At 38.7% G+C, this 26,472-nt stretch carries 32 protein-coding genes and 6 pseudogenes; 26 read left to right on the forward strand and 12 right to left on the reverse strand.

Annotated features, from left to right (window positions below):
- Window positions 1-50 precede the first annotated feature (50 nt).
- From gmk to MKP07_RS38010, 9 genes and pseudogenes are all read left to right on the forward strand, one after another.
- Window positions 51-550, forward strand: a pseudogene (gene gmk, locus MKP07_RS08490) (guanylate kinase).
- Window positions 551-721: 171 nt separating this feature from the next.
- Window positions 722-1,045, forward strand: a complete 324-nt coding sequence (locus MKP07_RS08495) for a CNNM domain-containing protein (protein ID WP_240846714.1) — start codon at window positions 722-724, stop codon at window positions 1,043-1,045.
- Between the two features lie 297 nt (window positions 1,046-1,342).
- A pseudogene (locus tag MKP07_RS08500) lies at window positions 1,343-1,615 on the forward strand (CBS domain-containing protein); the annotation flags it as partial.
- Between the two features lie 218 nt (window positions 1,616-1,833).
- Complete coding sequence (locus tag MKP07_RS08505; RefSeq protein WP_240850710.1) at window positions 1,834-1,956, forward strand: hypothetical protein; 123 nt, start codon at window positions 1,834-1,836, stop codon at window positions 1,954-1,956.
- Between the two features lie 134 nt (window positions 1,957-2,090).
- Window positions 2,091-2,975 (forward strand): twin-arginine translocase subunit TatC, encoded by an 885-nt coding sequence (tatC, locus tag MKP07_RS08510; protein WP_240846716.1) that lies wholly within the window; start codon window positions 2,091-2,093, stop codon window positions 2,973-2,975.
- Window positions 2,976-2,986: 11 nt separating this feature from the next.
- The gene (rpiB, locus tag MKP07_RS08515) at window positions 2,987-3,442 is read left to right on the forward strand and encodes a ribose 5-phosphate isomerase B (RefSeq protein ID WP_240846718.1); all 456 of its coding nucleotides are present in this window, start codon (window positions 2,987-2,989) and stop codon (window positions 3,440-3,442) included.
- Window positions 3,443-3,667: 225 nt separating this feature from the next.
- Window positions 3,668-4,246, forward strand: coding sequence for a protease-associated domain-containing protein (locus MKP07_RS08520; RefSeq protein WP_240846720.1), 579 nt, complete (start codon window positions 3,668-3,670; stop codon window positions 4,244-4,246).
- Window positions 4,247-4,361: 115 nt separating this feature from the next.
- Window positions 4,362-4,796, forward strand: a complete 435-nt coding sequence (locus MKP07_RS38005; protein ID WP_317235791.1) for a M28 family peptidase — start codon at window positions 4,362-4,364, stop codon at window positions 4,794-4,796.
- Window positions 4,703-5,053, forward strand: a complete 351-nt coding sequence (locus MKP07_RS38010) for a M28 family peptidase (RefSeq protein ID WP_262919209.1) — start codon at window positions 4,703-4,705, stop codon at window positions 5,051-5,053. Before MKP07_RS38005 ends, MKP07_RS38010 begins: the two co-directional genes overlap by 94 nt.
- Before the next feature lie 315 nt (window positions 5,054-5,368).
- Here MKP07_RS38010 and MKP07_RS08530 read toward each other — a convergent pair whose 3' ends face one another.
- The 8 genes from MKP07_RS08530 to MKP07_RS38030 all read right to left on the reverse strand — a co-directional run bounded on the left by MKP07_RS08530 (window position 5,369) and on the right by MKP07_RS38030 (window position 9,881).
- Window positions 5,369-6,163: a glycosyltransferase gene (locus MKP07_RS08530; protein ID WP_240846722.1), complete on the reverse strand. Its 795-nt coding sequence runs from the start codon at window positions 6,161-6,163 to the stop codon at window positions 5,369-5,371.
- Window positions 6,164-6,302: 139 nt separating this feature from the next.
- Window positions 6,303-6,566 carry a hypothetical protein gene (locus MKP07_RS08535; protein ID WP_394803545.1) on the reverse strand — a complete coding sequence of 88 codons (264 nt, stop codon included), beginning with the start codon at window positions 6,564-6,566 and terminating at the stop codon, window positions 6,303-6,305.
- Between the two features lie 80 nt (window positions 6,567-6,646).
- Window positions 6,647-7,204: an HlyD family secretion protein gene (locus MKP07_RS08540; RefSeq protein WP_240846725.1), complete on the reverse strand. Its 558-nt coding sequence runs from the start codon at window positions 7,202-7,204 to the stop codon at window positions 6,647-6,649.
- A 47-nt stretch (window positions 7,205-7,251) separates the two neighbouring features.
- A complete protein-coding gene (locus MKP07_RS08545; protein ID WP_240846727.1) occupies window positions 7,252-7,641 on the reverse strand; it encodes an HlyD family secretion protein in 390 nt (129 codons plus the stop codon).
- A 22-nt stretch (window positions 7,642-7,663) separates the two neighbouring features.
- The gene (locus MKP07_RS38015; protein ID WP_262919210.1) at window positions 7,664-8,062 is read right to left on the reverse strand and encodes an ATP-binding cassette domain-containing protein; all 399 of its coding nucleotides are present in this window, start codon (window positions 8,060-8,062) and stop codon (window positions 7,664-7,666) included.
- On the reverse strand, window positions 8,041-8,376 hold the full coding sequence (locus tag MKP07_RS38020; protein WP_262919211.1) for an ATP-binding cassette domain-containing protein: 336 nt from the start codon (window positions 8,374-8,376) through the stop codon (window positions 8,041-8,043). Before MKP07_RS38020 ends, MKP07_RS38015 begins: the two co-directional genes overlap by 22 nt.
- A 139-nt stretch (window positions 8,377-8,515) precedes the next feature.
- The gene (locus MKP07_RS38025) at window positions 8,516-9,061 is read right to left on the reverse strand and encodes an ABC transporter transmembrane domain-containing protein (protein WP_317235970.1); all 546 of its coding nucleotides are present in this window, start codon (window positions 9,059-9,061) and stop codon (window positions 8,516-8,518) included.
- Complete coding sequence (locus MKP07_RS38030) at window positions 9,021-9,881, reverse strand: cysteine peptidase family C39 domain-containing protein (RefSeq protein WP_262919212.1); 861 nt, start codon at window positions 9,879-9,881, stop codon at window positions 9,021-9,023. The genes MKP07_RS38025 and MKP07_RS38030 overlap by 41 nt, the downstream gene beginning before the upstream one ends.
- A gap of 103 nt (window positions 9,882-9,984) precedes the next feature.
- Between MKP07_RS38030 and MKP07_RS08560 the strand changes: the two genes are divergently transcribed.
- From MKP07_RS08560 to glf, 6 genes are all read left to right on the forward strand, one after another.
- A complete protein-coding gene (locus tag MKP07_RS08560) occupies window positions 9,985-11,364 on the forward strand; it encodes a vitamin K epoxide reductase family protein (protein WP_240846729.1) in 1,380 nt (459 codons plus the stop codon).
- Between the two features lie 5 nt (window positions 11,365-11,369).
- Window positions 11,370-11,663: a hypothetical protein gene (locus MKP07_RS08565; protein ID WP_240846730.1), complete on the forward strand. Its 294-nt coding sequence runs from the start codon at window positions 11,370-11,372 to the stop codon at window positions 11,661-11,663.
- Window positions 11,664-11,674: 11 nt separating this feature from the next.
- Window positions 11,675-12,007, forward strand: a complete 333-nt coding sequence (locus MKP07_RS08570) for a hypothetical protein (protein ID WP_240846732.1) — start codon at window positions 11,675-11,677, stop codon at window positions 12,005-12,007.
- Between the two features lie 854 nt (window positions 12,008-12,861).
- On the forward strand, window positions 12,862-13,938 hold the full coding sequence (locus MKP07_RS08575) for a DUF6734 family protein (RefSeq protein ID WP_240846734.1): 1,077 nt from the start codon (window positions 12,862-12,864) through the stop codon (window positions 13,936-13,938).
- 654 nt (window positions 13,939-14,592) lie between these two features.
- Window positions 14,593-16,524 carry a glycosyltransferase family 2 protein gene (locus MKP07_RS08580; RefSeq protein WP_240846735.1) on the forward strand — a complete coding sequence of 644 codons (1,932 nt, stop codon included), beginning with the start codon at window positions 14,593-14,595 and terminating at the stop codon, window positions 16,522-16,524.
- 86 nt (window positions 16,525-16,610) lie between these two features.
- Entirely contained in the window at window positions 16,611-17,729 is a 1,119-nt protein-coding gene (gene glf, locus MKP07_RS08585; RefSeq protein WP_240846737.1) for a UDP-galactopyranose mutase, read from the forward strand.
- A gap of 50 nt (window positions 17,730-17,779) precedes the next feature.
- Here glf and MKP07_RS08590 read toward each other — a convergent pair whose 3' ends face one another.
- Together MKP07_RS08590 and MKP07_RS42285 are read right to left on the reverse strand one after the other, a co-directional pair.
- Complete coding sequence (locus MKP07_RS08590) at window positions 17,780-17,932, reverse strand: hypothetical protein (protein ID WP_240846740.1); 153 nt, start codon at window positions 17,930-17,932, stop codon at window positions 17,780-17,782.
- 148 nt (window positions 17,933-18,080) lie between these two features.
- A pseudogene (locus MKP07_RS42285) lies at window positions 18,081-19,054 on the reverse strand (deoxyhypusine synthase family protein).
- Window positions 19,055-19,178: 124 nt separating this feature from the next.
- Between MKP07_RS42285 and MKP07_RS08605 the strand changes: the two are divergent.
- The 6 genes and pseudogenes from MKP07_RS08605 to MKP07_RS08625 all read left to right on the forward strand — a co-directional run bounded on the left by MKP07_RS08605 (window position 19,179) and on the right by MKP07_RS08625 (window position 22,017).
- Entirely contained in the window at window positions 19,179-19,835 is a 657-nt protein-coding gene (locus MKP07_RS08605) for an alpha/beta hydrolase (protein ID WP_240846745.1), read from the forward strand.
- Entirely contained in the window at window positions 19,832-20,083 is a 252-nt protein-coding gene (locus MKP07_RS08610; protein WP_240846748.1) for an alpha/beta fold hydrolase, read from the forward strand. Before MKP07_RS08605 ends, MKP07_RS08610 begins: the two co-directional genes overlap by 4 nt.
- Window positions 20,084-20,113: 30 nt before the next feature.
- Complete coding sequence (locus MKP07_RS08615) at window positions 20,114-20,587, forward strand: acyl carrier protein phosphodiesterase (RefSeq protein ID WP_240846751.1); 474 nt, start codon at window positions 20,114-20,116, stop codon at window positions 20,585-20,587.
- A gap of 197 nt (window positions 20,588-20,784) precedes the next feature.
- Window positions 20,785-20,919: a hypothetical protein gene (locus MKP07_RS38035; protein WP_262919213.1), complete on the forward strand. Its 135-nt coding sequence runs from the start codon at window positions 20,785-20,787 to the stop codon at window positions 20,917-20,919.
- Between the two features lie 32 nt (window positions 20,920-20,951).
- Window positions 20,952-21,343: pseudogene (locus MKP07_RS08620) on the forward strand (DUF2911 domain-containing protein).
- Window positions 21,344-21,555: 212 nt separating this feature from the next.
- Window positions 21,556-22,017 carry a DUF2911 domain-containing protein gene (locus tag MKP07_RS08625; protein WP_240846754.1) on the forward strand — a complete coding sequence of 154 codons (462 nt, stop codon included), beginning with the start codon at window positions 21,556-21,558 and terminating at the stop codon, window positions 22,015-22,017.
- Between the two features lie 75 nt (window positions 22,018-22,092).
- Here the strand turns inward: MKP07_RS08625 and MKP07_RS38040 are convergent, their stop codons facing one another.
- The gene (locus MKP07_RS38040) at window positions 22,093-22,218 is read right to left on the reverse strand and encodes a hypothetical protein (protein WP_262919214.1); all 126 of its coding nucleotides are present in this window, start codon (window positions 22,216-22,218) and stop codon (window positions 22,093-22,095) included.
- Window positions 22,197-22,544 (reverse strand): hypothetical protein, encoded by a 348-nt coding sequence (locus MKP07_RS08630; protein WP_240846757.1) that lies wholly within the window; start codon window positions 22,542-22,544, stop codon window positions 22,197-22,199. The genes MKP07_RS38040 and MKP07_RS08630 overlap by 22 nt, the downstream gene beginning before the upstream one ends.
- Before the next feature lie 629 nt (window positions 22,545-23,173).
- Here MKP07_RS08630 and MKP07_RS08635 point away from each other — a divergent pair.
- From MKP07_RS08635 to MKP07_RS08655, 5 genes and pseudogenes are all read left to right on the forward strand, one after another.
- A pseudogene (locus MKP07_RS08635) lies at window positions 23,174-24,249 on the forward strand (trans-sulfuration enzyme family protein).
- A 114-nt stretch (window positions 24,250-24,363) separates the two neighbouring features.
- Window positions 24,364-24,849 carry a hypothetical protein gene (locus MKP07_RS08640; RefSeq protein ID WP_240846759.1) on the forward strand — a complete coding sequence of 162 codons (486 nt, stop codon included), beginning with the start codon at window positions 24,364-24,366 and terminating at the stop codon, window positions 24,847-24,849.
- Window positions 24,850-24,869: 20 nt separating this feature from the next.
- A pseudogene (locus MKP07_RS42290) lies at window positions 24,870-25,103 on the forward strand (Fic family protein); the annotation flags it as partial.
- Window positions 25,104-25,180: 77 nt separating this feature from the next.
- Window positions 25,181-25,627, forward strand: coding sequence for a DeoR family transcriptional regulator (locus tag MKP07_RS08650; protein ID WP_240846765.1), 447 nt, complete (start codon window positions 25,181-25,183; stop codon window positions 25,625-25,627).
- A 25-nt stretch (window positions 25,628-25,652) separates the two neighbouring features.
- Window positions 25,653-26,447 (forward strand): TIGR02757 family protein, encoded by a 795-nt coding sequence (locus tag MKP07_RS08655; RefSeq protein WP_240846767.1) that lies wholly within the window; start codon window positions 25,653-25,655, stop codon window positions 26,445-26,447.
- Window positions 26,448-26,472 lie beyond the last annotated feature (25 nt).

A 26,472-nucleotide genomic window follows, 5' to 3' on the forward strand; every position in this document is an offset into this window, starting at 1 on the left:
ATCATTATTACCGCTCCGTCCGGAGCAGGTAAAACCTCTATCACGCATTTTTGCTGGAAAAATACCCGCAGCTTGCGTTCTCCATTTCTGCTGCCACCCGTTCTCCGCGAGGTAATGAGGTAAATGGTAAAGATTATTATTTTATGAAAGTGGATGAGTTTCAGCAAAAAATACAGAAAGGTGAATTTGTTGAATGGGAAATGGTATATGAAGGCAAATACTACGGAACGCTCAAAAAGAGCTGGACCGGCTCTGGAAGGATAACAGGTGTCCCTTATTGGACATTGATGTAAAAGGCGCCATACATGTACAAACCCAATACCCTCAAACGTCTCTGTCTATTTTTATTGAACCGCCATCTGTAAGAGAACTGGCAAGAAGACTGGCCAGCCGCGGAACCGAAACAGAAGAGTCCTTACAAACCCGGGTAAATAAAGCAGAATATGAAATGTCCTTCAGCAGCCATTTCAATCATACTATTGTAAATGATGATTTGCAGGAAGCCTGCGAAGAAGCTGAAAAGCTGATTACCGAATTCTTATCCAAATAATTGATCTCTACAAATAAGCGGAGTATCAGGTATTGGTGAATGAATTAAAATCCCCTGGCAGCCCCTTTTTTATAGATAATTGGTTAGTAGAGGAACTAAAAATTTTACAGTTAATATTTGGCTTACAACACTCGTTATTCAAACCCGCCGTTGTATCTTTAGAATATGGATATGACACTTATTTCCTGGTGCGCCGCATTGTTCTTTATGATGTTTTTTGCGGGCATAGAAATGGCTTTTTATAGTGCCAGCCGGCTGAACATTGAATTAAAAAGAAAGCAGGATACCGCAACCGGCAATCGCCTTGGGCGTTTTATTGATTCACCCGCTGTGTTCCTTGGTGTAGCTATTACAGGCTACATTATTGCGTTAACTATTTTTGTGTTACTCACTGCTGAAGTGGCTGAGCCGCTTTGGGAAAAGCTACCTGTGAATGCCCGGTGGGTGCAAATTATACTGGAAGTTCTTTTTAATGTTGGCGCTCATTTTTGCTGAGTTTATTCCCCGGGCGCTGTTCAGAGCTAAAAGCAATGCCTTACTCAGTGGGTTTTCTCTTTTTTCAGTTTCTTTTTCTGGCTGTTTGCACCTTTTGTGCGCGGCATGTTCCTGCTTACTAACTGGGTCCTTAAATATGTTTTTAATGTTCGCCTGGATAAGAGCAAATCTCCGTTGAGTAAAAATGAACTGCGTTTTGTTTTTTCAGACGGCATTAAAGAAAGCTCCAAAGCAGAAACCAGCACGCAATTGCTGGAGAACGCACAAGAGCTGCCACATATCAAAATCAAACAATCGATGGTGCCCCGCAAAGAGGTAATTGGCGTAGATGTGAAGACATCTATCAATGACCTGCTGCAAAAGTTTATCGAAACCAAAAGAACGCGGATCATTATTTACGAAGATTCCATTGATAATATCCTGGGCTATGTACACCAGCTGGATTTGTTTAAAAAACCCGAAGATATCAGGAGCATTCTCATCAATATCCTGGCGGTTCCGCAGAGTATGAATGCGGCAGACCTCATTTATAAGTTTAGCCACGACGCCAAAAGCATTGCCTGGGTGGTAGATGAATTTGGTGGCACAGCAGGGATCATTACTATGGAGGATGTGCTGGAAGAGCTTTTTGGAGAGATCCTGGATGAGTATGATACCGAAAAATTTGTGGAGAAACAGATCGCAGAAGGCGAGTACATATTTTCCGGAAGACTGGAGCTGGACTATATCGAAAAAAATACGACCTCAATTTTGAAGGGCACGATACCGAAACCCTCTCGGGCTATATCATCAACCATCATGAAACCATTCCTTTACAGAAAGAGCGCATCATTATTGGCGACTACGAATTTGATGTGCTGGGTGTAACCCATACCCGTATTGAAATGGTAAAGCTCAAAAAACTAAAATAATCCGTTACAGAAAGATCATGGAAGATGGTTTACGGAAAATATTGCTTTGTCATAACTCAGGATTTTTAATAGGAAAAGGGATATCGCATCCAATGAACAATCAACCATAAACTATTAACTATAAAGTCGCATCTTTGCGTACTTATTTTACGTACATGGCTATAATGGATTTTTTTAAGAAGAGAAATCGGGGTAATGAAGATGAAATGTCCTTCATTGATCACCTTGAAGAATTGCGCTGGCACTTAATACGGTCGGTTTTAGCTGTTGTTATAGGGGCAATCATCGTTTTTGTGTTTACCGACTTTTTTGTTGATGATATTGTTTTTGGTCCCACAAAGGCAGACTTTATTTCTGCGGAGTGGATGTGTAAAATGGGCCAGGCCGTTGGAGTAGGCGAATCACTTTGCTTTAAAAATGGCGATACCCCTCAGTTCATCGAAACCACCATGACGGGCCAGTTTATTGCCAACTTTACGGTGGCGTTTATAGGAGGTTTTGTATTAGCGTTTCCTTATATATTCTGGGAAATATGGAAGTTCGTAAAGCCGGCGCTTTCTGATAAAGAGAACCGCCAGGCATCCGGAATCATCTTTTGGGTATCCCTGTTGTTTTTTATCGGTGTGGCATTCGGGTATTTTATACTAATGCCCCTAATGGTACAATTTTACTTTAATTATAAATTAAGTGATAAGATCACGATCATGCCTACGTTTTCAGATTACCTGGAGAATATGACCTATACAACAGTAGGCGTGGGGCTGCTCTTTCAGTTACCTTTATTGATATTGTTACTCGCAAAAGCCGGCATTGTAACAGCGGCTATTCTTCGTAAATTCAGGCGTCATGCTTTTGTTGTAATTTTGATTGCAGCAGCAATTATCACTCCCACCACGGATCCGTTTAGCCTCGCAGTAGTAGCAGCGCCATTATACCTGCTATTCGAAATAAGTGTTGCATTGGCGGCGAAGGGTGAAAAAAGAATGCTGAAAAAGCCACCGAAGAGTGGAGCTAAATAAAACCGATCATTATGGAAACAACATTTGATCTAAGCAAACCGATAGCGATAGCCTCCGATCATGCGGGTTTTGAAATGAAAGAATTTGTTATTTCATTCATTGAAGGGAAAGATCTGGGCTTTAAAGACTTTGGTCCTCCCTCCGATGATGCCGTAGACTACCCTGATTTTGCGCATCCTGTAGCACAGGCTGTAGAATCCGGCGCTTGCGGTTTTGGTATTTTACTTTGTGGCAGCGGTAACGGAGTTGCCATAACGGCTAATAAGCACCAGGGTATTAGGGCAGCGCTTTGCTGGGACGATGAGATTGCCGCCCTCGCGCGTAAACATAACGACGCCAATATTCTTTGCATTCCTGCTCGATTTGTTTCAGAAAGTACAGCCGAAGAAATGGTAGAGGTATTTTTAACTACTGCTTTTGAAGGTGGCCGCCATGCTACCCGGGTCGACAAGATCTCCGGAACCTGATGGGCAACAAAACCATCTGCATACTTCATTTGGTAGTTTAGAAATATACCATTCAGCTTACGTCTTAATGTGCCTTAGGCCCAAAATGATTAATATAGCTGTAGCCATCCTGCCTCCATCTACGACACAGGAAACAGAGTGTTGTATTCCTTTTTATATTTTGATAAACGGTAGGCATTTATTACCTGTTGTTGGTTACATTTACAACTCAACAAGCAATTTTATATGGGAAAGAATTTTCTATTAGCTGTATGCGCGCTTGCCAGCGTTAGCGTTCAGGCACAAAAACCGGCAGATCCCCAACCTTTTGCCAAAACAATCACCACGACCGACCTTAAAAAACATCTCAATATTATTGCCGGTGCAGAAATGGAAGGTAGAGATACCCCTTCTCCGGGACTGGAAAAAGCCGCAGTGTATATTGAAACTCAATTTAAAGCCTTTGGTGTACAGCCAGGTAATAAAGATAGTTATCGCCAGTTTTTTGATTTGGAAAAAGATAGCGCGTCTACACTTACCTTAAATATCGGAGGCATTGCTTTTAATCCCTGGTCCGATTTCGCTCCGTGGATGCAGATGCCGCAGCAAGCAGACCTGAAGTTCAGTGAGTACGTTTTTGTAGGCTATGGTATAGTAGATGAAAAGAGAGACGATTATAAAACAACGGATGTAAAAGGCAAACTAGTTATCCTGCTATCTGGTCAGCCCGATGGTTTCAAAACAGATAAACCCCGGAGACAATCACCGGTTTTTACCGCTAATAAAATAGCCAATGCAAAAAGAAAGGTGCTGCAGCGGTGCTGATTATTGCAGATCAGCTGCCTTCACAACAACAGCTCAACAATTCATACAGGCCTAAACCCGATGTAGCAACACAGGAAGAAAGTAAAGCTATCCCGGCTTTTTTGTTAATGATAATGTGGTTAAAAAAGACGGGCATTCCATCAGCGAGATCAAAGCTGCTTTGGGCAACGGTGTTGCAGACCCCATCATTCGCCAGATGCCGGTGACCCTGCAATATTCATCAGGCAAAAAAATAGCTACGGTTAGCAATGTGGTAGGGCTGGTAGAAGGTTCTGATAAGAAAAATGAATACCTTTTTGTTACGGCGCATTACGATCATGTTGGAATGGACGAAAAAGGAAATATTTATTATGGGGCAGATGACGATGGCTCAGGCACCGTAAGTGTAATGAAAATGGCGGAAGCTTTCGCGAAAGCAAAAAAGAAGGAAAGGGCCCTCGCCGCACTGTGGTGTTTATGCTGGTTGCCGGAGAGGAAAAAGGTTTGTGGGGCTCTGAGTATTATTCAGAACATCCTATTTTTCCTTTGGACAAAACAACGGCAGACCTGAACATTGATATGATTGGTCGTATTGATACCGAAAGAATGACCGCCGATACACAGAACTATGTATATGTAGTAGGTCACAACAAGCTAAGCACCGACCTTCCTAAAATAAACGAGGGCGCCAATAGTAAATACACGAAGCTGGTACTGGATTACAAATTTGATGATCCTAATGACCCTAACAGGATTTACTACAGAAGCGATCACTACAACTTTGCAAGAAAAGGAGTACCCGTTTTTTTTTTTATGATGGTATGTTAAAGGCCGATTATCATAAACCAACGGATACCGTGGACAAAATCAACTTCCCCTTAATGGCTAAAAGAGCCCAGATGATATTTTATACAGCCTGGGAAATGGCTAACAGGACCGATATGTTGAAGCGCGATTTAAAATTGACGCAATAAGAAATAAAACGTAACTTACGGTTGGTCTTTTAAACAGGATCAAAGAAACCGAAACCCATCATAACAACAAAGGGACGCGATAAGCGTCCCTTTGTGATTTTAGAAGCTATCAATGATTCTTATGGGGCCGTATATTTTTTCAATTCTCTTTTACTCATCTCCTTTGTAATTATTTCTTTGCTGGAGTAAGAAGTGTACGTTTTTCTGTGCAATACTTCTTTTTTAACCTCTCATATAACGAATTATGATGAAACTTTTTATACAAATCAAATCCAGCTGTTCTTAGCTTATTATTATAGAAATGAACTGAATATGTGAGGTTTGAAAACTTTATATACGAGTTTTGAAATAAAATTTCGGATGTGGAAAGCGAAATGGGTGTAAAGACATTTGGATCTCGAATGTAATCCTCCAGAGAATTTTTACAGATTTTCTCAGACAAAAGGTGTGCTCCTATTTCGAACCAGTTAATTGACGGTAAGTCCTCAATTTTTTGAATGGCGTCCAAGCAATCTTCCATAAGTTTTGATTTGGGAGGTACTTTAATATTTGATGTAGCAACTACACAATTATCAATACCAAAAAGCTCCGTAGCAAAAGCATAATCTTCTTCTGTATTGAAATGCTTAAGACACACAACATCCATATCTGTCCACCAGCCTCCATATTTGTAAAGCAGCTCATAACGAAACCAATCTGAAAAAGCTGCATAGCTCCCATATTTATCTTTGAAAATTTGATGTTGCGGTAAGATATTAGTAGCATCTCTTAAAATAATACCTTTAGGAACTTCAATTTTTTCGTAAACATATAAATGAAATTCATGCCCATGAAAAAGATATGAGTTAATGCATAATAAAGCTAAAGGATTAAGAGGGCCTCCGACCCAAAGACTTTGAATAATTCTGTTTGAAATCATAATACTATTTATATTTTTAGTTTTTGGAATTTCTAACAGTGACATTTTACAGCATTATTGCTGATAGAATCTCATATAACATATGCTTATATCTAAACTCATGAGTAACCCCTACATTTGGTATTTGTTTAGATATCTAATTAAAAGTACTTAATATAGGTAGGGTTACTAAACAACCTAAAACCTACTTATTGAGTGAGGTTGACTTTATAATACTGTTATATACTCTTTTCAACATCCGCATATCCTTAGTAATAATGAGAGCCTGGGCTTTTAATCCAGGTCTATACTGCAATACCATATGCTGATTTGTAGTAAGGCCTCTATCCAATCGTACGGTTCCTAGAAATCCACTGTCAATAGCAACCGTAGATATATAGTCTAATGTTCCTGAAACAAAACCTGTTTCGTGGTAAGGATATGCATGAAACCGTAATTGAACTTTCATTCCGGTATCTACTTTCCCAAAATTATTTTGAGATAGTTTTACTTCAGCATAATATTTACTATCTGAGGGCTTTACATAACCTAAAAGTTTTCCTTGTTCAAAAACTGGTTTTGCTGAATTGGCAACACAAAAACCACTTGTCCATCAATTGGTGATTGAACAGTGTACTTACTCAACCAACTATCTACGTTACTTTTAAGTGTGTGTAGTGCTTGTTCGAATATCTTTTGTTGTTGAAAAATATCATGGTTTAGCTGGTCTATATCTTTTTGTTTATCTCTAATTTGGCTTTCTTGAGAAATGATATCTACATCAATTTGATGTTGAGCTTTTTGCTTGTTTATGAGGGTTGATTGAGCTTGTCGATATTCCTCAGAAGAGATAACTTTTTCCTTGTACAAAATCTCGTTCATTTCAAACGTTTTTTTCGCCAAGTCATTTTCCTTTTGAGTGAACTTTCTTTGGTCCGCGGTCTTCCCTTTTATTTGCGTTAACGATAAAATGTCACTTTGTAGCATGCTTTTTCTTTTATAAAAGAAGCCATTTACCAAATAATCATTATATTGTTGCCAGGCGGTTATAAAAGTTTGATATGGCACCTGTAATTCTCCAAGATTTTTAAATCGATCATTAAACAATGCTGAAAGTTTAACAGGATTATTTTGCTCTAGAAAAGCGGAGCTGTTTAATTTTTGGATAGGCTTATTATTTCTTGTGTATTCGCGTTACTTTCTATCCACGCAATAATCTCTCCTTGTTTTACTTTTTGGTTATTTTTCACCAAAAGTGCTATTAGGTGGCCACTTTGTCGGGAAATGATTTCTTTAGGAGCATTCTCTCCTATTAAGATTGCATTAGCTTCTATAATATCCGGATATCGAATAAACCATGAGGCGCCGATCAATGATAATATCACCATCAAAAATAATAGGAGGGACCATTTCTCGAAGAAATCGGGTTTACGGCTAACAATCTCTTGAGCAATTTCTGATCTTTCCCAGAAGTTTTTATTCAATGCGACCTCATACATCTCTTCATTGGAAAGTTCAGCAATATCTACTTTTGAGTCTTTCATAGGTTAATTTTCTGATTTGTAACTAATTCCCCAGCTCAAGTTGATTTTTTACTAGTTCATAGTATTTTCCTTTAAACGCCGTCAATTCTTCATGAGTGCCTTCTTCTGCAACCTTGCCTTCATTCAATACTACTATCTTATCAGCATTTTTTACAGTACTTAATCTATGGGCTACAACTATTACAGTTTTTCCCTCAAAAAAGTGATGAAGGTTTTCAACAATTTCTTTTTCGTTATTGGCATCTAAAGAGTTAGTGGCTTCGTCGAAAAACATATATTCTGGATTTTTATATACAGCTCTTGCTATCATAAGTCGTTGCTTCTGTCCTTGGCTGACGCCCATCCCTTCCGCACCCAGTTTCGTATAATAACCGTTTGGAAGTGACTCAATAAAAGAATCTATATATTTGCAATTTGACAACTTTGAAGTAAACGATTTGTATCTATGAGATCATCCCCTACTGCTATGTTACGAGCAATACTTTCGTTAAAAATATAGCCATCCTGCAATACTGCGCCGCAAGTGCTACGCCAGTATTTGTGACTAATGAAACTGAACTTAGCTCCTGCTTTACCCTGTTTATTATCAGAATTATTTTCTCCTACACGGATATCCCCTTCATATTGTTCATAAACTTTAAGTAAAATTTTGACAAGCGTAGTTTTTCCACTTCCGCTTGTACCAACGATTGCAGTGACTTTATTTTCTGGTATTAACAAGTTAATATTTTCCAATACCGGACTATTTCCCCCGGATAGGTGAAGGAAAGGTTTTTAATAAGGATGCTTTTGTTTTCGGGCAATTGAGATATGTAGTTTTTTCTAGCATCTTCTTCATCATCTAATTGATGAATTTCATTTAGCCGTTCCATACTTATTCTAACGTCCTGTAAACTTTGAAAAAGCTTACCCACTGCTCAATAGGTCCGTTCAACTGACCAATTACATATTGCACAGCAAGCATTGCGCCTAATGTCAACCGCCCATCGATTACTAGTGTGGCTACAATAAAGCTAATAGTAATACCTTGTATTTGGCTGATAAAAATAGCCCCAGCGCTTTGAATTTGACTATAATTGAGAGTTTTAAATCCGAGTCTAAATACATTGGCCTGTATATTCTCCCATTCCCAGCGCTTTAGTTTTTCGGCATTATTTAAACGTATTTCTTGCATACCTTGAATCAATTGCAAAGTAGCACTATTCTCTTTCACAGAAAGACTAAAGGTTTCATAGTTTAATTTTCTTCGGATTCTTAAAAACATCTGCACCCACGCGAAATAAACAACGCTACCGATGCAAAAAACAAAAAATAGCTGCGAGCTATAGATAACTAGTACTATAGCATATATAATGAAATTAAAAAAGAAAATAACGTACTTAAAGCTGTCCAGTAAGAAACCCCTGTATAGTGCGATGATCTCCTATTCTTTGAAGTGTATCTCCTGTTGGATGAACATCAAAATAGGAGATTGGCAATCGGGTAAGTTTTATCCAAAAATCTGATAGAATCTGTATGTTGAGAATATTCGATATTCTCAACAATATCCTGCTTCGTATAAAGCCTACAATTGTTTGGCTGAAACTTAGCATTATTTGGGCTAGTAGAACAATAACTACAAATTGAAGATTTTGAGTATTGATACCTGTGTCTACAACACTTTGAGTGAGGAAAGGAAAAATCAGGGAAAGTATAGACGTGATAATTAATGCTAAAAATACTTGCATTAATTGCAATCGAGCAGGTCTCAAATATTGTAATACAAGGCCCCAATTGAGTCTATTTTGCTTCTGATTCTCTAACTCATAAAATTCGGAAGTGGGCTCTAAAAGGAGCGAAATTCCAGAGTCCTCTCCTTTATCATTTTGAGAAGAAATCCAATACTTTTTGAAATCGGATATGGCATATCGGATAATGCCTTTTTCTGGGTCTGCGATTGAAACTTTACGGCGCCCCATTTTTATAAGCACAACAAAATGATTGTGATTCCAATGTAATATAGCGGGTAAAGGAACTTCTTCCAATTTTCGCATGTCGACTTTAATACCTCTAGTTCTGAATCCTATTTTCTCAGCTGCGTCGCTAATACCCAGCAAAGAAACTCCTGTTTTATTGAAGCCTCCCATTTGACGAAGCTTGTCTGCATTAAAGTGTTTTCCGTAATACCGAATAATCATCCTAAGGCAGGTTGGCCCACAATCCATAGCGTTTAGCTGGCGATAAAAGGTAAAGCGTCTCATAGCGTTTCGAAAATCATAAACAAATATTAAAAAATATTTTGAAAAAGAAAAGCAAAATTATCTATATCTTTAAATCTATGTTTTAACGAAACGACTAACACTTATGAAATTGCTAAGCTTGCTTACTCAACCAATGGATCACTGTGAAGACGCAACGGCACGTTTGTTGAAAGAGTTGAATATACAATATACGAAATCCCATTTGCAGAAAGAGCTAATAGAACATCCTAATTATCCTTCTCTAGCTTCAATAGTAGATGTAATGGGTATTGTTTATAATATATCGAGCGTGGCGATTAGAATTTCGGCTGAAGATTTTAAAAAGAGTTCGGATTTAGACTACCCACTTCTAGCTCAAATTAGGAACCGAAATATGCCTCATGATGTTTTTGTTGTCGTTACAGGTTTTTCCAACGATACTGTCACGCTATATAATTCAGGAACAAAGAAAAATGAAACGCTAAGTTTTGACACCTTTAAAACAGTTTTTAAGGAAGTGATTCTAGCTGTAGAAACTGGAAGTAAAACAAAAGAACCCAACTATGAGAAGCATTTGAAAGCTGAGCAACAAATACTTTTGATTAATTCAGTGGCGTTATGGTTACTTCCTTCTATAACGTTGACGATAAGTTTAATTTATTTGTACGGTAGTTTTACAGGGTATGCACTTACAGCTCTTGTTACATTGATTTTGATATTATCAGGCTCTTTCATAACTTCTATTTTGTTGTGGCATGAAATAGATGAATTTAACCCTGTTATTAAGCAAGTTTGTCAAGCTAGCACAAAAGTAAATTGCTCCGCGGTTCTTAATTCTAAAGCTTCAAAAATTCTAGGACTAAGCTGGAGCAGTATTGGGTTCGCATATTTTACTGGAATGCTTCTTTGGCTGTTAGTGACAGGTGTTTCTCATACTTCACTTGTTCTTTCTGCATGGTTCAATCTTGTAACATTAGCGTATCCCATATTTTCTATATACTACCAATGGAAAGTAGTTAAGCAATGGTGTTTGCTTTGCTTGGGAGTTCAAATAATTTTGCTATTCTTGTTTATCACGGCACTTGCTGGAGGTCTTTATAATACATCGTCATTTTCATCATTGACAATTCTTTCTTTATTTAGTTTTTTAGCTTCTTTCAGTTTTACTTTTGTTGCTATTCTTGTACTTATTCCTGTGTTACAAAAGGCAAAGACAAGTAAGCAAAAGACGATTGAATTACAACGTATAAAGCATAATCCTTTAGTATTTGAAGGAGTACTTGCGAAGCAAAAAGAAATAAAGAAACCATCTTACGATTTAGGAATAAGTATGGGTAACCCCGGTAGTACTTACAGATTGATAAAGGTTTGCAATCCCTATTGCGGCCCTTGCTCTGAAGCACATCCAATAATCGACGATTTGATAGCCAGCAATGATGAAGTAAGTTTGCAAATCATTTTTACGAGTACAAATGATGAGAATGATAGCAAAAAAGACCCGTAAGCCATTTGCTAGCTATTGCATCTGAAAATCATGAGGATTTGACAAGGCTCGCTTTAGATGATTGGTACCTAAGCGAACAGAAACATTACGAAACATTTGCAGCCAAATACCCGATTGATAATGAGCTTTATATGCAAGAGGACAAAATTTCAAAAATGCGAGAGTGGTGTGAGAAAGCCGAAATTAAATTCACCCCAACGTTTTTTATAAGCATCAACAATAGTAGTAGTACTCCAAAATTTTTTCAATTACCCGAAATTTATTCAGTAGCAGACCTAAAATATTTTTTCAGCATTTAATAACACGTCTAATGTCGTTAGTAAAATCGATTAAGCGATTAGAATATGCTAATTTCCTAATTAGAAAAAAAGCAACCGGCGATTTAAAAACCTTTGCAAAGAAAATGAAGCTTTCAGAACGTGCGGTAAAGATTTTGGTATCTGAAATGCGGGAGATGGGAGCTTCAATACAATATGATCGATCTAGAAAATCTTATTATTATTTGGAAGAGGGGGAATTTTGCATCTCTAAGTTTATAAAGTATGGGGAAATTTTAAGCAGCAACGAGGCTGCCAAGGTGGGAAAACCCGAAGAGCTATGTTTTTCAGAAAAAGCCATTTTCATATTATGTAAAGACACCTAGAATTTTATTCGGGGCATTTATACTGCCTTCAGCCACTTTAGTTTTGCGTTGTTATTTAACATTTAAATACGAAATAAAACAAAAAATGAAAAAGTTAAAATTAAGTCTTTCAAACATGAAGGGAGCAGAATTGCTAACAAGAGAACAGTTAAAGAACGTTATGGGAGGAAGTGGCGGAACGGGAGGTGGAGGTGGCGTTTGTAATTGGGGGCCCTGCACTTTGTCGATTCAAGACTCTAGTGGTAATTGGAAAACAAGTAGTGGTTCTTGTACGTATGGTATGATGTGGAATAGTCCTGGTACTTGTTATTGCGAGACTGGCTCAGGAATTATTCCTGTATATACAAACAATTCCACTAGTCGCTGCAATCCTTAGAAGATTCGTTCGACGCTGTTGATAATAGACCATTAGAATTGGTGTATAAGTTTCTAATGGTCTATTAGTATTATCAACAGAATGATAAATCTCATAACATTCGATTTATATTACTGCAATACAATAATAGTCCTTGATATACGAAAAAGCTATTTGCAATAAAATACTTAATCGGCGATGGCTATTACTATAGTAGAACGCTAAAAGTTGTAGATTGAAACATTTGTTCTCTACTGGTAGAAAAAGTTGAAGTCTCGCTTCAATATTTTTAACCTTCGAGGGAAAGATATTCCTGCTTATTTATTTGCTTTTAAAGCTTAACCATTTCCGTCGGAGAACGTTTGTACACAATTAATAACAGCGGTCTCAGTTTACAAAAAGACACTTCATACTATTTTTAAGCAAACTAAAGTAGGAAATCGCTTAATTATAGTAGTCAACTTAATAGTATTTAATATATGGTTATTTGCCAAACTCTATGGACCCAAAAAAGAATCTTATTAGTGAAAATTTTGGGTGGCTCTCTCCTCAATACCATTTAATGGGTTGGGCTCTCAGTTGTTTGAAGCTTACTAAGAACTATGAAAATGTAAAACTTTATACGGACCTCAGTGGGAAACGTGCTTTAATTGACCTACTAGGCCTGCCATACACGGTTGTATTCACAGACTATGATGACTTGGATATTCCGCAACATTTGTGGGCATTACCCAAACTACTTACTTACGCAAAACAGGAGCAGCCTTTTTTACATGTGGATGGAGATGTAATGCTTTGGGAGCCAATTGATGGAACTGTTCTAAGTGGTGAGATAATTGCTCAAAACCTTGAAATAGGAACGGACTATTATAAAAGTCTTTTCGAGCCTTTAATTAGTAAACTGGATTACGTACCTCCAATTTTAAAGAAAAACCTTACTTCCAGAGATATGAGGTCATATAATGCTGGAATCATAGGTGGGAACGATCTCATTTTTTTTAAAAAATTTGTTTCACATGCCCAACGATTTGTTGCGATAAATAAGAATTGTAAATCAAATGACAATTTAAATATAATTTTTGAGCAACTACTACTATTCTCACTATCAAAAAAACATAAGAAAAATGTTACATGCCTCAAAATGGAGGGGATTCCTGATTTTGGATATAAGTATAAAGATTTCGCCGATTTTTATAATGTTGATAGATTAAAATATTTGCATTTAATTGGAGAGTTTAAGCGAGACAAAGGTGTTTGCGACATGATGTCTCGACATCTTTTGCAAGAAAATGAAGAGATTTTTTTAAGGATTGTAAGCCTTTTTAAAAAGCAACATTATTTTTACAATACCAAAATAAAACAAGAGCGTATTAAAAACGACTACAACTTTTTTACATTTCAGAACACCAACAACTTCTTAAAGAGTTTAAATAAAAATTATGTTTTTAAAACCAACCATATGTTGGCTAAAGATGTTTCAAATTCGAAAAATGAACTCTTAAAAGAGTTATTCAAGTATGAAAAGAAAATAAAAAAACATGTTCTAAGTTTAATAGACTTGGGCCTATCACTTTAAGGCAGTTAGAAGATAAAGCGATGGCATCAATTAATTTCATTAATGCATCATTTAACGAGCGCATGTTGATAAAACTTCAAAGAAATGATTATGCAGAAATATTATACTCAGTTTTTGAATGGCCAACTATGAACATAACGGAGAACGGCATGCTGAGTATTAGAAGCTCAGATAAGTCTAATATTGCCATAGGTATTATTCCAGAACTTTTTTTTCAGGGCACAGAGAGATCGTGTTAGACGAGACCTGTATAAACATTATAGTTCTTACGAAGGAAGAAATTTCATTTGAAGAATTATTAAATAAGATTAGCTTTTTATTCGCTCCTTCCGAAAATGAGGAAGAATATAAAGCTTTTTGCGAACTAATAGTTATTAAAGTTAATTTTTTAATTCAGAACAAATTATTATTTGTAACTAATAATAGTTAGAGTGTAATCATCAAGAGCTTACATCTAGAAATGCTTTGGAATACAAAAACACAGCCTCCATATAACAAGGAAGACTAAGGCAAGAAAGCAGGCAGGTTTAGGTACCCGCTGTAAGGCAGGCCCGAACAGCTTCTAGAGTGAAATATTTCCTGTTCTCTATCTGCTGTCTGCACTATGAAGATATAACCAAAGTTTTAGAATAAAATCAAGCTGAACAGTTTTATATGAATGAATATTCAAAAAATAAACCAAGAAAGTATAAGGAACGGTCAATTTCTGTTATTATGCCTACCTATAACAATGGGGCGTTTATTCGAAGGGCACTGGCGAGCCTTTTTGCTCAAACCATTCAAGATTGGGAGCTAATACTAATTAATGATGGTTCAAATGACTATACAGAAGACGTGATAGAGGACTATAGGCAAGATAGCCGTGTACGATACTATAGGAATGACCAAAATAAAGGTTTAGGAAATTGCTTAAATATGGGTATAGAATATGCCAACTGTAACTATATCTGTTATCTGCCTTCGGATGATATCTACTTCACTGATCATCTATCGAACCTTTATAACAGTTTGTCGGCATCTCAAAACATAATACTTAGTTATTCTGGGTTATACTATGACAATACTGATAACTTAGGTTCTGGGTTATCTACTAAAAAGACTCTTGGCTTAATTCCTAATAGCTCTCTTCAGCTCGTACAGGTTATGCATAGAAAGGGTTCTTGTAAATGGATTGAACGAAATGAATTAGTAACTGCAGATCTTGACAAAATGTATTGGGGTCAATTACGCGAAGAAGGAACATTTGTTGGAACCAATATTATATCCTGTGAATGGGTAAGTCATCCTTTCCAGCGTCATAAAATAATTAGTACAACAAAAGGCGGAGGATTGGCTTTTTACAAAAAGTATTACCAGGTAACCGAGCAAATAAAGTTTCACAATGTTAACGATACTTGTATAGATGAGAACGAGAATGCCATCAAGTTTCAGCAGGCACATTCATCTCCTGGAAAATTAAAAATTCTTATAGTAGGCGAACTTGGGTTTAACCCAGAAAGAATTTTAGCCTTTGAAGAAGATGGACACCAATTATACGGGTTGTGGATTAGCAATCCTGAAATTCATAACGCAGTAGGTCCTTTTCCTTTTGGGAATATAGTCGATTTGGACATCAATAATATACAATCTCAAATTGAAAAAATCCAACCTGATATTATTTATGCACTGTTAAATTCTCAAGCTGTTAAATTAGCCCATTATATAATGGTCTCTAATCCCCAAATCCCCTTTATTTGGCACTTCAAAGAAGGGCCCCTTTTTTGCCGAAATTATGGTATATGGAACGAAATGGTTGAATTGTTTTACAATGCAGATGGTCAAATATTCATCAATAAAGAGTGTAAAGATTGGTTCAGTCAAATCATTGGAGATGTCAACTCCCAATCCCTTATTTTAGATGGAGACCTTCCTCCGTCAAAATGGTTTATTAAAAAGAGGTCTTGCCTATTGTCAGAAACAGATGGCGCAATACATACGTTAGTTTCTGGAAGGCCTTACGGTATCAAGCCACAAGATGTTGCTATATTGTCTAAATACAATGTTCATTTACATTTGTATGGTGAGTTTTATCACTCTATGTGGTCTGGATGGGTTGATCAGGTGAATCAAGTTGCAAAGGGACATCTTCATGTTCACCCTCATTGTAAACCCGAAAATTGGGCGAAAGAGTACTCAAAATATGATGCTGGTTGGCTGCACTGTTTTGATAGCCTAAATAATGGAGAGTTAATGAAATGCTCTTGGGATGATTTAAATTATCCTGCAAGAATGTCTACCTTGGCTGCTGCAGGCCTTCCGATGATACAGAAAAATAATGAGGGCCATATAGTAGCAACACAAGATTTAATAACAAACCTTAAAACCGGACTAATATTCGATACATTTGATGAGCTTGGAGAATTATTAAATAACAAGTCTATAATGGATGAAACCAGAAAAAATGTTTTCAAACAAAGGCTGAATTTTTCATTTGATCACTATTTCCATGAGTTGATTCACTTCTTTGAAGAAGTGATAAAAAACACCGGGAAAATAATTGTAAATCGTGACCTCTTAAAATCGATTATTGCCAAATATTTCAGGTAGACAACCAACATCTTCTTCACAAATCTGGGTTAGACAAAAGGCTAGAGTATTTAAAGGCTTTTGTTGCTAAGATCAACAAAACTTCAATGTTTTCCGCTCAAAAGTATGACTATTTGATAGTTGGAGCTGGACTTTTCGGTTCAGTGTTTGCTCATCAGATGAACCAAATAGGAAAAAAATGTCTGGTCATTGATAAACGCAGTCACTTCGGTGGAAATGTTTATTGCGAAAATTACGAAGGAATAAATGTACACTGCTATGGGGCACATATCTTTCATACCAATGATGAAACGATATGGAACTTTGTAAATTCCTTCGTAAAATTTAATAAATTTGTAAACAGCCCTCTTGCTTATTTTAATGGTAAGATGTATAACCTCCCCTTTAACATGAATACCTTTAGTCAGTTGTGGGGAGTGACTACTCCAAAACAAGCCGAGGAAAAAATACGACATCAAACGTTACCTTATTTAGGTAAAATACCCCAAAATCTCGAAGAGCAAGCACTTGCTCTGGTAGGAGACGATATATATTATTCTTTTATTAAAGGTTACAGTGAGAAGCAATGGGGAAAGAGAACAACAGAACTTCCTGCTTTTATTATTAAGCGGATTCCGCTTCGATTTACGTATGATAATAACTACTTTAACGATAAATATCAAGGAATACCTATTGGCGGTTATAATGGATTGACTAAAGAGTTATTGAAAAGTGTAGAGGTTAGGCTAAATACTGACTACTTTGTCGATCGTGCTAGTTTCGACACACTAGCAAACAAAATAGTTTTTACAGGCACTATCGATTCTTTCTTTGAGTATAAATTGGGTAAGCTTGAATACAGAAGCTTAAGATTTGAACACGAAACGAAACAAATTGAAAACTTTCAGGGGAACGCGGTAATTAATTATACACAAAGAGCAATACCATACACGAGAATTATAGAACACAAACACTTCGAATTTGGTAAGCAACCACATACAGTCATTACTAAAGAGTTTCCTCAGCCTTTTTCTAATCATGCTGAGCCATATTACCCAATAAATGACATATATAACAATAAACGTTACAATCAATATAAAGAGTTGGCAAGCACAAAAAAAAACATCCATTTTGGTGGGCGTCTAGGAAATTATCAATATTTCGATATGCATCAGGTGATAGCTGCAGCTCTAAAACTCGCAAAATCGGAGGCAACTCAGTTATGAAAGATTTCTTCTTTTCTTTATTGTTAAAATGAAGATTGCTGAGTAATTGATTACATGGTATAATAGCCGGGATCTGTTTTCTTGTAGGAGATTTCCACCGACTTGTCGCTCTTGCGTTCAGAGGTAAGCTCTAATTTTCTCTCTTGTGCGTAGCCCGTAAAAATAGAGAAGGATAGCCCTAAAATAATAGGTAGCTTTTTCATAGCAGTTTTTTGTTTTAATAAAAGCAAAAATAATTAATGGCATTTATATAATGCGAAAAAGCATAATGAGTTCTTTTAAAATTAATAAAGGCCTTACCTACATTTTTCCAATGTAAGTAAGGCCTGATTCTATAAATTGTAATTAACGTTACCAGCCCAGTATCCAGGCAAACATCAGCGGAGCAACAATAGTTGCATCGCTTTCTACAATAAACTTGGGTGTGTGTATGTCGAGCTTACCCCAGGTAATTTTTTCGTTAGGCACCGCACCGCTGTACGATCCATAAGATGTAGTGCTATCACTGATCTGGCAGAAATAGCTCCAGAAAGGAACATCATGCCACTCAAGATCCTGGTACATCATCGGAACCACACAAATAGGGAAGTCTCCGGCAATACCGCCCCCGATCTGGAAGAAACCAACACCTTTTCCAGATGAATTATTGCGGTACCACTCGGTAAGCCATACCATATATTCGATACCGCTTTTTACAGTAGATGCCTGCAGCTCACCCTTCACCACATAGCTGGCAAAAATATTACCGGTGGTGCTGTCTTCCCAACCCGGGCAAACGATCGGCAGATTTTTTCTGCGGCAGCTACTATCCAGCTATCCTTCGGATCAATCTCATAATACTGCTCCAGCTCTCCGCTTAAAACGGTTTTGTATAGAAACTCGTGAGGGAAATAACGTTCTCCATTCGCTTCAGCATCTTTCCATTGTTTGACCAGGTGCTTTTGCAGGCGGCGGAAAGCTTCCTCCTCAGGAATACAGGTATCTGTAACACGGTTATAGTGGTTCTCCAGTAAATCCCACTCTTCCTGTGGCGTCAGATCGCGATAGTTGGGCACTCTTTTATAGTGGCTATGCGCCACCAGGTTCATTACGTCTTCTTCCAGGTTGGCGCCGGTGCAGCTAATGATATGTACTTTGTCCTGGCGGATCATTTCGGCAAGCGAAATGCCCAACTCGGCAGTGCTCATAGCTCCGGCCAATGTCACCATCATTTTGCCTCCTTCCAGCAAATGGGTTTCATAACCCTTTGCGGCATCCATTAATGCTGCTGCATTAAAATGGCGGTAATGATGTTGAATAAAATTTGAAACGGGTCCTTTGTTCATGATTCAAAACTTTTGATTCGCCTTCAGATCACAAAAGCGTGAGACATTGCGGACCGCAAAAATATCTATTTTTGATATGGAAGAAGGTTATTCTTTTCTTAACTTACCTGCTTAATAAGATCCTATGTATAGACTATTGACGCTCTTCATTTTTCTCTTTTTCAATAATGTGTTATCGGCACAAACGGAAGAACCGGTTACTTTACATACAGCAACCGGAGATCTTTACGGCAGTCTTATATTGCCTGCAAATAAAAACAAGTTCGACCTCGTTATATTGCAGGTTGGCTCCGGTCCCACCGACAGAAAGGGCAACAACCCGTTGGGTGTCACTGCTGACAGCTACCTGATGCTGGCTCATGAGCTGGCGAAAAACAATATAGCCACGCTACTGTTTGATAAGAGAGGTGTGGCTGCAAGCAGGGAGGCCGGCAAAGATGAATCGAAGTTGGTTTTTGATGATTTTATAAAGGATCTGGAAGAATGGATAGAGCTTCTAAGAAAAGACAACCGGGTTAAAAAATTAATAGTAGCGGGGCACAGCGAAGGCTCTTTGATAGCCATGGTTGCCGTGCAGCACGTAAAAAGCGATAAATACATATCTATTTCAGGACCTGCAAAAGCAATTGACGAAATTATAACCTGGCAGCTCAAAAAGCAGGCGCCCGCATTGGCTTCTGCCGCCGATTCTCTTTTTAATAAAATGAGAAAGGGAGAAAAAATAGACTCTGTTCCCCCATGCTATTTACACTTTTCAGGCCGGGCATACAATCCTATATGAGCTCCTGGATGAAATATAGTCCTTGTGAGGAAATAAAGAAAGTGCGTATACCCACACTAATAGTACAAGGAACAACTGATTTTCAAGTGCAAACCAGTGAAGGACAGGAGCTAAAAGCATGTAAACCTGGGGCTCAGCTTGCTCTGATAGCAGGAATGAATCATGTGTTGAAAACCGCTCCGGAAGATATTAATCAAAACCGGCTACCTATACGCAACCATCCTTACCCATTGTACCCCAGCTGGTAACAGATATTGTAACGTTTATAAAGAAATAATATGAATTACTTAGCTCATGCGTATTTATCATTTGGCAACGAAGAAATTTTGCTGGGCAATATGACGAGTGATTTTATAAAAGGCAAAAAGCAGTTCCTGTATCCGCCCGTGGTGCACAAAGGCATTTTGTTACACAGGGCTATAGATGATTTTACAGATACCCATCCCGTAACACAAAAAGCCAAATCGGTTTTCAAAGCTGCATACAGGTTATACAGCGGCGCATTTATAGATGTTGTATATGATCATTTCCTCGCAATAGAACCAACCTCTTTTGCCAATGAAGCGGCTTTGTATGATTTTTCGCAGGCAACTTACCAGCAATTGGAGAAGCAAAAACCAATCATGCCTCCCCAGTTTGAACACCTGTTTTTTTATATGCAATCGCAAAACTGGTTATACGGGTACAGAACTTTGCCGGATTTATCAAAGTTTTGGAGGGTTGGTGAAAAGAGCCGCATATTTGCAGGATAGTGCCCCGGCAATAAAGATTTTTGATCAGCATTACCATTTTTTGCAAAGTTGCTTTGATGAGTTTTGGGAAGAAATCAGGCTTTTTGCTTTTAATAAAATGAAGCAACTATTGTCAGATAACCGAACTTTGCCTGGTTAAGTCGCAAAAGCCTGGTGCTTTACATTATATTGAAGAAGATCGCCAAATAAAAAAGAAGATGAAAAAATGGATGTTTCTGGCAGCCAGCGTTATTGCCGGCTCGCAGTTTGTCGTTGCGCAGCAGTGGGCGCCTGTAGATAAGTCCCCCTTGACCAGATCTACTTTCCCCTGGACTACCCATCGCTTAAAGTAAAAGGAACAAAGGAGCCCTTAAGGCTGAGGGTTATTTACAGCCGTCCCAATAAAGCCAACCGCCAGGTTTTTGGTTCCGAAATGGTTCCTTATGGTAAAGTGTGGCGATTGGGTGCGAATGAAGCAACCGAGCTGGATCTTTTTACCGAAGCAAAAATCGGGGGTAAAAAGTGCCTGCGGGCAGGTATACCATATATGCGCTGGTAAGTGAAAAAAACTGGACATTCATCATCAACAAAGAAACAGACACCTGGGGAGCATTCAAATACGATCCTGCCAAAGATGTGTGCCGGGTAACCGCCCCTGTGGAAAAACTGGAGAAGCCCATTGAATCACTCACTATCGATCTGGAAAAATCGGGAACCGGAGTAAACCTGGTAGCCGGCTGGGATACCGTTTCTGCCACTTTACCCATCTCATTTTAATTTATTATACCCAAGTACATGTCCGTATTTTGTAAATGTTTATTTGCCTCCTCCTTAGCGATCAGTTTGTTGATGGGGTGTAAAGAAAAGCCCGCCACATCCGGTACTACAACACCAACACATCAGTCAGCAAACACTGATTCTACTGCAATACGGCACCGGTTATAGAAGACAACAATATTTATGCAGATGTAGATATCTCACCCATGGATATGAGTTATTTTCCTGCTAAATACCCCCAGCAAAAAATTGCTGACCCAGCAGTGCCGCCACCGGTAATGCGGGTCATATACAGCCGTCCCCATTTGCAGGGCCGCAAGCTTTTTGAAGAAATTCTTAAATATGGACAAACCTGGAGACTTGGGGCAAATGAAGCTACCGAACTGGATATTTTTCAGCCGGTTACGATCGGCGATAAAAAAATACCGGAAGGACGATATACCCTATATGCTATTCCTAAAGCCGGTTATTGGACGATTGCTATTAATAACGACCTGGATTTATGGGGCTTAAGGCAGGACACATCCAAAGACCTGGTAAGGGTAGAAGTGCCTGTTACCTATTACAATCCTGTAATGGAATACTTTACGATGGTGTTTGAAAAATCCAATAGCGGGGCCAACTTGATTATTGCCTGGGATGATGCTTTGGTGAAACTTCCGGTTAAGATATAGAACCCTCTAAAAACAAAAAGGGAGAAGATAAGAATACCCCCTCCGTTGTTTTACATGAGAAAATTTTGAAGCTAATTATTTGTCGCCTCTTTTATATTTTGATACTACTTCTGTTTCACCAACACTATTGGCATTAACATGTGTGTAGTTTTTGTCATCTCTTAAAACGATCCGGTAGTTTACACCATTTTTGTTCGACACTTCGGTAACACCCCAGATCTCTCTATCCTTAAATTCTTTTTCACAGCATAAAGCACGTTAGACGGTAAATCTTCTTCTTTATAGTAACGAATAGTTTGTACCAGATTGCCTTTTGCATCCAGTAAAGCGCGTGTTTTTACATTGTTATCACCTACAAAATAGGCTTCAAAATGATCGCCGGTATTGGTCCAGCTTACATTGATGGCCTCTTTAAAGATCTGGCCAAAAGTTTTCAGTACATATTCATTAGCTGGTTCCACTGTACTGGCGGAGGCGCTGCCAATTACGGCTAACATAAAAGCGGTTGAAAGAATTAAGTTTTTCATTTTATTAAGTTTTAATTGTTTAGAGATTGTTGTATTCTTTTTATTTGTTTCACAAACATACATCAGCTTGAAGCCTCCTGTCTAGCACTTATGGGTGAACGATCCTAAAACTCCCGGTGAATGACGGATTTTCTACCGCCAAACCCACCTTCATCATGCAACCTTTCTATCCTCATTATCTGCGCTTCAACAAGGTAAAGGTATCCGCAGCGGTAGCGCTTTGGCAAGTGAATATTGACCAACGGCAAGCCCTTTCCTGTTAAATATTTTTAACGAATGGACAGATTGATTGAAAATTATCAATGAATGGTCAAAAAACCGTTTAAACGGTAACGGACTTATTAACTGTTTGTCAGCGCGATACGCCCGTTTTAGGACGAACGGCAAACAACTACGAAGATTTTCATAGATTGATTTGAATCAAGGCGTAGGGTTGAAGGATTTCAAGATCGTCTTACTACTTTGCAGGCTCGTGTAAAGGCAGTTTAATTACCCATACATTCGTTATTTTCTTTTTACCTTGCGCTAACCGGCTACCCTAACAGCCGGTATAAAAAAGAAAATAAATGAAACGAGATACCAAGATCATCCACGCGGGCGTGGAGCCGGATCCATCAACCGGTGCTATTATGACGCCAATTTTCCAAACCTCTACTTATGTGCAAACCGGTCCCAATGAGCATAAGGGATACGATTACTCCCGTGCTGGTAATCCTACGCGCACGGCGCTCGAAAATGCTTTTGCTTCATTGGAAAACGCGAAGCATGGCTTAGCCTTCAGCAGTGGGGTTGCTGCAACAGATGCGGTGATCCGTTTATTGAAGCCGGGAGACGAAGTGATTGCGGCAAGTGATATGTATGGAGGTACTTATCGGCTATTTTCCAAATTATGGGCCGATTTTGGTATAAAATTCATTTACATTGATACAACCCAAGTGGAAAATATCAGCGCGGCCATTACAGGTCAAACAAAAATGATTTGGGTAGAAACGCCAACAAACCCGTTGATGAATATTACGGATATTGAAGCTGCAGCTGTAATAGCAAAGAACGCTGGGGCGTTACTGGTGGTTGATAACACTTTTGCATCTCCCTATTTACAAAACCCCTTAGACCTGGGCGCTGATATCGTAATGCATTCGGCGACCAAATATCTGGGAGGGCATAGCGATGTAATTATGGGTTCCCTGATGATGAATGATGATGAGTTAAGGGAAAAGCTGTTTTTTATACAAAAAGTAGTGGTGCAGTGCCGGGGCCCGTAGATTGTTTTTTGGTTTTACGGGGCATTAAGACCCTGCATGTTCGTATGCAACGGCATTGCGAGAACGGCAGAAAAGTGGCTGATTTCCTGGCCCAACACCCCAAAGTGAAAAAAGTATATTGGTGTGGATTTGAAGACAATATAGGTTATACGATAGCCCGGAAGCAAATGCGCGATTTTGGCGGCATGATGAGTTTCGAACTGGCCGATGAATCTATGGATGCCGCAGTAAAGGTTTTAAAAGGAACCCGGGTAATAGCCCTGGCAGAAAGTTTAGGGGGAGTGGAGTCGCTGATCAACCACCCTGCAACCATGACCCATGCATCAGTACCCCGCGAGGAAAGAATAAAAAATGGATTAAGTGATTCGCTGATCCGGCTGAGTATCGGCATTGAAGACGCCTACGACCTGATAGAGGATCTGAAGCAGGCGATAGGATAAACGATCTTCAACGTCTAATTAAATTAAAACCTGGCAGACTTTAGGACCCGCCAGGTTTTATTGTAAATGTCCAAATTTTACCGAAATTAGCCGATTATTTAGAATAAAAGAGACATGACGCAACCATTAAACGATGATTCTGCAAGAAAGCTGATCTCCAATCTTAACAATAATTATGTTCATTGGGATAAGTTTAAAGACATGCAAATACCCGAGCCAGATTACAGGATGGATATCTGGTCAAAAGTCTTACGCGAACGGGATCAGGGCTTTTACCGCTGCCTGTCTTTTCCTTCTTTCAGCATCAAATGGTGGGTTAGCAACAGCCTGGAATCGCAATTGCACAAATTGGATATCGGGCTCGCGGGCGGCCGCGATTTGCAGGTATTGCTTGAACCCAGGCATATACACCGGCATAAAACAAACGCCCTGCTGGATGAAAGTATCAGTTCGGCGCAACTGGCGGGTATAACCGTATCGAAAAAAGCGGCTAAAGAAATGCTGCTTAAAAAGCGGGCACCCCGGGATGTAAATGAGCAGGCTTGTGTAAATATCTATAAGGCGTTACAACTCGCGTATGCAAAAAAGAAGAAAACCTGACAGAAGCATTATTGCTCCAGTTGCATCAGGCGCTTACCAGAGACACGATAAAGCTGAAGGGTATAGGTCAGTATCGCACCAATAATAAAGTAGATCTTTCTACGGTAGACCTTTCGGGCGGATACAATCCAGCTGATTTGACCTTTATCCCAGCGATAGCAGAACAGCTGATATCCTTTTATAATGATGATACCGAACCATTCTTTGTACATCCACTGGTAAAAGCTGGTCTTATCCACTACATTATTACAACAGCGCGTCCTTTTAAAGACGGTAACGGCCGTATCGCAAGGTTGCTGGCGCAAATGTATTTGTTGAAAAAGAGTATTGGGTGGCAGAATTTATTTCAGTTTCCAATGTTATTTCCAAATTCAGACAACAGTACCATAAAACTTTTTCACAAGGGCAAACAGACGAAAATAATGCGGGATATTTCATCCAGTTTTATATACAGTCGGTGCAGATGGCATTTAAATCGCTGCGAGACTTTGCGCTGCGTATCAGCAAAGAAAAAGTAGAAAAACCAGCACAAAAAATACCAGGTTATAACGAAAGGCAAACCACTGTATTGCAATGGCTCAGGGAAGATGGAGAGAAAATGATCACCATACGTGAGCTGCGTTCCGTTTATGGTGTATCTAAAGAAACAGCCCGTACCGACCTTACTGTATTGGTTGAGAAAGGATGGATTAAGTACTACAATATCAACAAAAAGACCTACGCTTTTGTAAAAGGCGAGGGATTTGATGAGCTGGCAACAACAATAGAGGCATTCTAAAATACGACAACATAAAAAAGAGATTTTGAAAATAATAGAAGGCGGGCTAAAAGAATTCCTGGATAAAAAAGTGGCGCAGTACGAAAAGCCTGACTTTATAAAGGATGACCCTATTTGTGTACCTCACCGTTTTTCTAAAAATCAGGATATTGAAATTGCAGGTTTTTTAGCTGCAATTTTGGCCTGGGGTAATCGTAAAAGCATTATCAGCTCCTGCAACCGGCTATTAGCGGCTATGGACAATGCTCCCTACGACTTTATTTTGAACTTTGAAGAGCAGGACCTGAAGCCCTTCCTGGGGTTTGCCCATCGCACGTTTAATGCAACCGACCTTTTTCATTTTTTAGACTTTCTGCAATATCATTATAAAGCAGCTGGTTCAATATCGCTTGAAACAGCTTTTTCAAAATACCTGAAAAAATCCGATGCAGATATAGAGCCCGCCTTGGTTAGTTTCTATAATTCCTTTTTTGACGAAGATATTTTTCCCGACTATCCCAGGCGCACCCGCAAGCATATTGCAACACCGTTTAAAAAGTCGGCTTGTAAACGGCTCAATATGTTTTTGCGGTGGATGGTAAGAAGCGATGCTAAAGGAGTAGATTTTGGTATCTGGAAAACGATAAAACCCTCGCAGCTGGTTTGTCCGCTCGATGTTCATGTAGCCCGGGTTGCGAAGCATTTTAACTTATTACAGCGACCCGGCAACGATTGGTTGGCCGCTAAAGAGCTTACTCAAAATCTGAAATCGCTGGATGCCAAAGACCCGGTTAAATATGATTTTGCATTATTTGGACTGGGGGTAGTGGAAAAATTTTAAATGTATGGCAAAAAAATCCCGGCCG

Origin of the sequence: Paraniabella hibiscisoli, assembly GCF_022512515.1 — a bacterium.
In the GTDB taxonomy this organism is placed as follows: domain Bacteria; phylum Bacteroidota; class Bacteroidia; order Chitinophagales; family Chitinophagaceae; genus Niabella; species Niabella hibiscisoli.

Excerpts from the sequence above, each read along its gene's own strand:
- MKP07_RS08560 (WP_240846729.1), top strand. The coding sequence starts at position 9,985 with ATGAAATTGCTAAGCTTGCTTACTCAACCAATGGATCACTGTGAAGAC.
- MKP07_RS08530 (WP_240846722.1), bottom strand. The coding sequence starts at position 6,163 with ATGTCACTGTTAGAAATTCCAAAAACTAAAAATATAAATAGTATTATG.
- MKP07_RS08545 (WP_240846727.1), bottom strand. The coding sequence starts at position 7,641 with ATGAAAGACTCAAAAGTAGATATTGCTGAACTTTCCAATGAAGAGATG.
- MKP07_RS38035 (WP_262919213.1), top strand. The coding sequence starts at position 20,785 with ATGAAAAAATGGATGTTTCTGGCAGCCAGCGTTATTGCCGGCTCGCAG.
- MKP07_RS08615 (WP_240846751.1), top strand. The coding sequence starts at position 20,114 with ATGAATTACTTAGCTCATGCGTATTTATCATTTGGCAACGAAGAAATT.
- glf (WP_240846737.1), top strand. The coding sequence starts at position 16,611 with ATGTTTTCCGCTCAAAAGTATGACTATTTGATAGTTGGAGCTGGACTT.
- MKP07_RS08640 (WP_240846759.1), top strand. The coding sequence starts at position 24,364 with ATGACGCAACCATTAAACGATGATTCTGCAAGAAAGCTGATCTCCAAT.
- MKP07_RS08575 (WP_240846734.1), top strand. The coding sequence starts at position 12,862 with ATGGACCCAAAAAAGAATCTTATTAGTGAAAATTTTGGGTGGCTCTCT.
- MKP07_RS08605 (WP_240846745.1), top strand. The coding sequence starts at position 19,179 with ATGTATAGACTATTGACGCTCTTCATTTTTCTCTTTTTCAATAATGTG.
- MKP07_RS38010 (WP_262919209.1), top strand. The coding sequence starts at position 4,703 with ATGCTGGTTGCCGGAGAGGAAAAAGGTTTGTGGGGCTCTGAGTATTAT.
- MKP07_RS08590 (WP_240846740.1), bottom strand. The coding sequence starts at position 17,932 with ATGAAAAAGCTACCTATTATTTTAGGGCTATCCTTCTCTATTTTTACG.
- MKP07_RS08580 (WP_240846735.1), top strand. The coding sequence starts at position 14,593 with ATGAATGAATATTCAAAAAATAAACCAAGAAAGTATAAGGAACGGTCA.
- rpiB (WP_240846718.1), top strand. The coding sequence starts at position 2,987 with ATGGAAACAACATTTGATCTAAGCAAACCGATAGCGATAGCCTCCGAT.
- MKP07_RS08535 (WP_394803545.1), bottom strand. The coding sequence starts at position 6,566 with ATGAAAGTTCAATTACGGTTTCATGCATATCCTTACCACGAAACAGGT.
- MKP07_RS08495 (WP_240846714.1), top strand. The coding sequence starts at position 722 with ATGACACTTATTTCCTGGTGCGCCGCATTGTTCTTTATGATGTTTTTT.
- MKP07_RS08520 (WP_240846720.1), top strand. The coding sequence starts at position 3,668 with ATGGGAAAGAATTTTCTATTAGCTGTATGCGCGCTTGCCAGCGTTAGC.
- MKP07_RS08570 (WP_240846732.1), top strand. The coding sequence starts at position 11,675 with ATGTCGTTAGTAAAATCGATTAAGCGATTAGAATATGCTAATTTCCTA.
- MKP07_RS08610 (WP_240846748.1), top strand. The coding sequence starts at position 19,832 with ATGAGCTCCTGGATGAAATATAGTCCTTGTGAGGAAATAAAGAAAGTG.
- MKP07_RS08625 (WP_240846754.1), top strand. The coding sequence starts at position 21,556 with ATGAGTTATTTTCCTGCTAAATACCCCCAGCAAAAAATTGCTGACCCA.
- MKP07_RS38030 (WP_262919212.1), bottom strand. The coding sequence starts at position 9,881 with ATGAGACGCTTTACCTTTTATCGCCAGCTAAACGCTATGGATTGTGGG.
- MKP07_RS08630 (WP_240846757.1), bottom strand. The coding sequence starts at position 22,544 with ATGAAAAACTTAATTCTTTCAACCGCTTTTATGTTAGCCGTAATTGGC.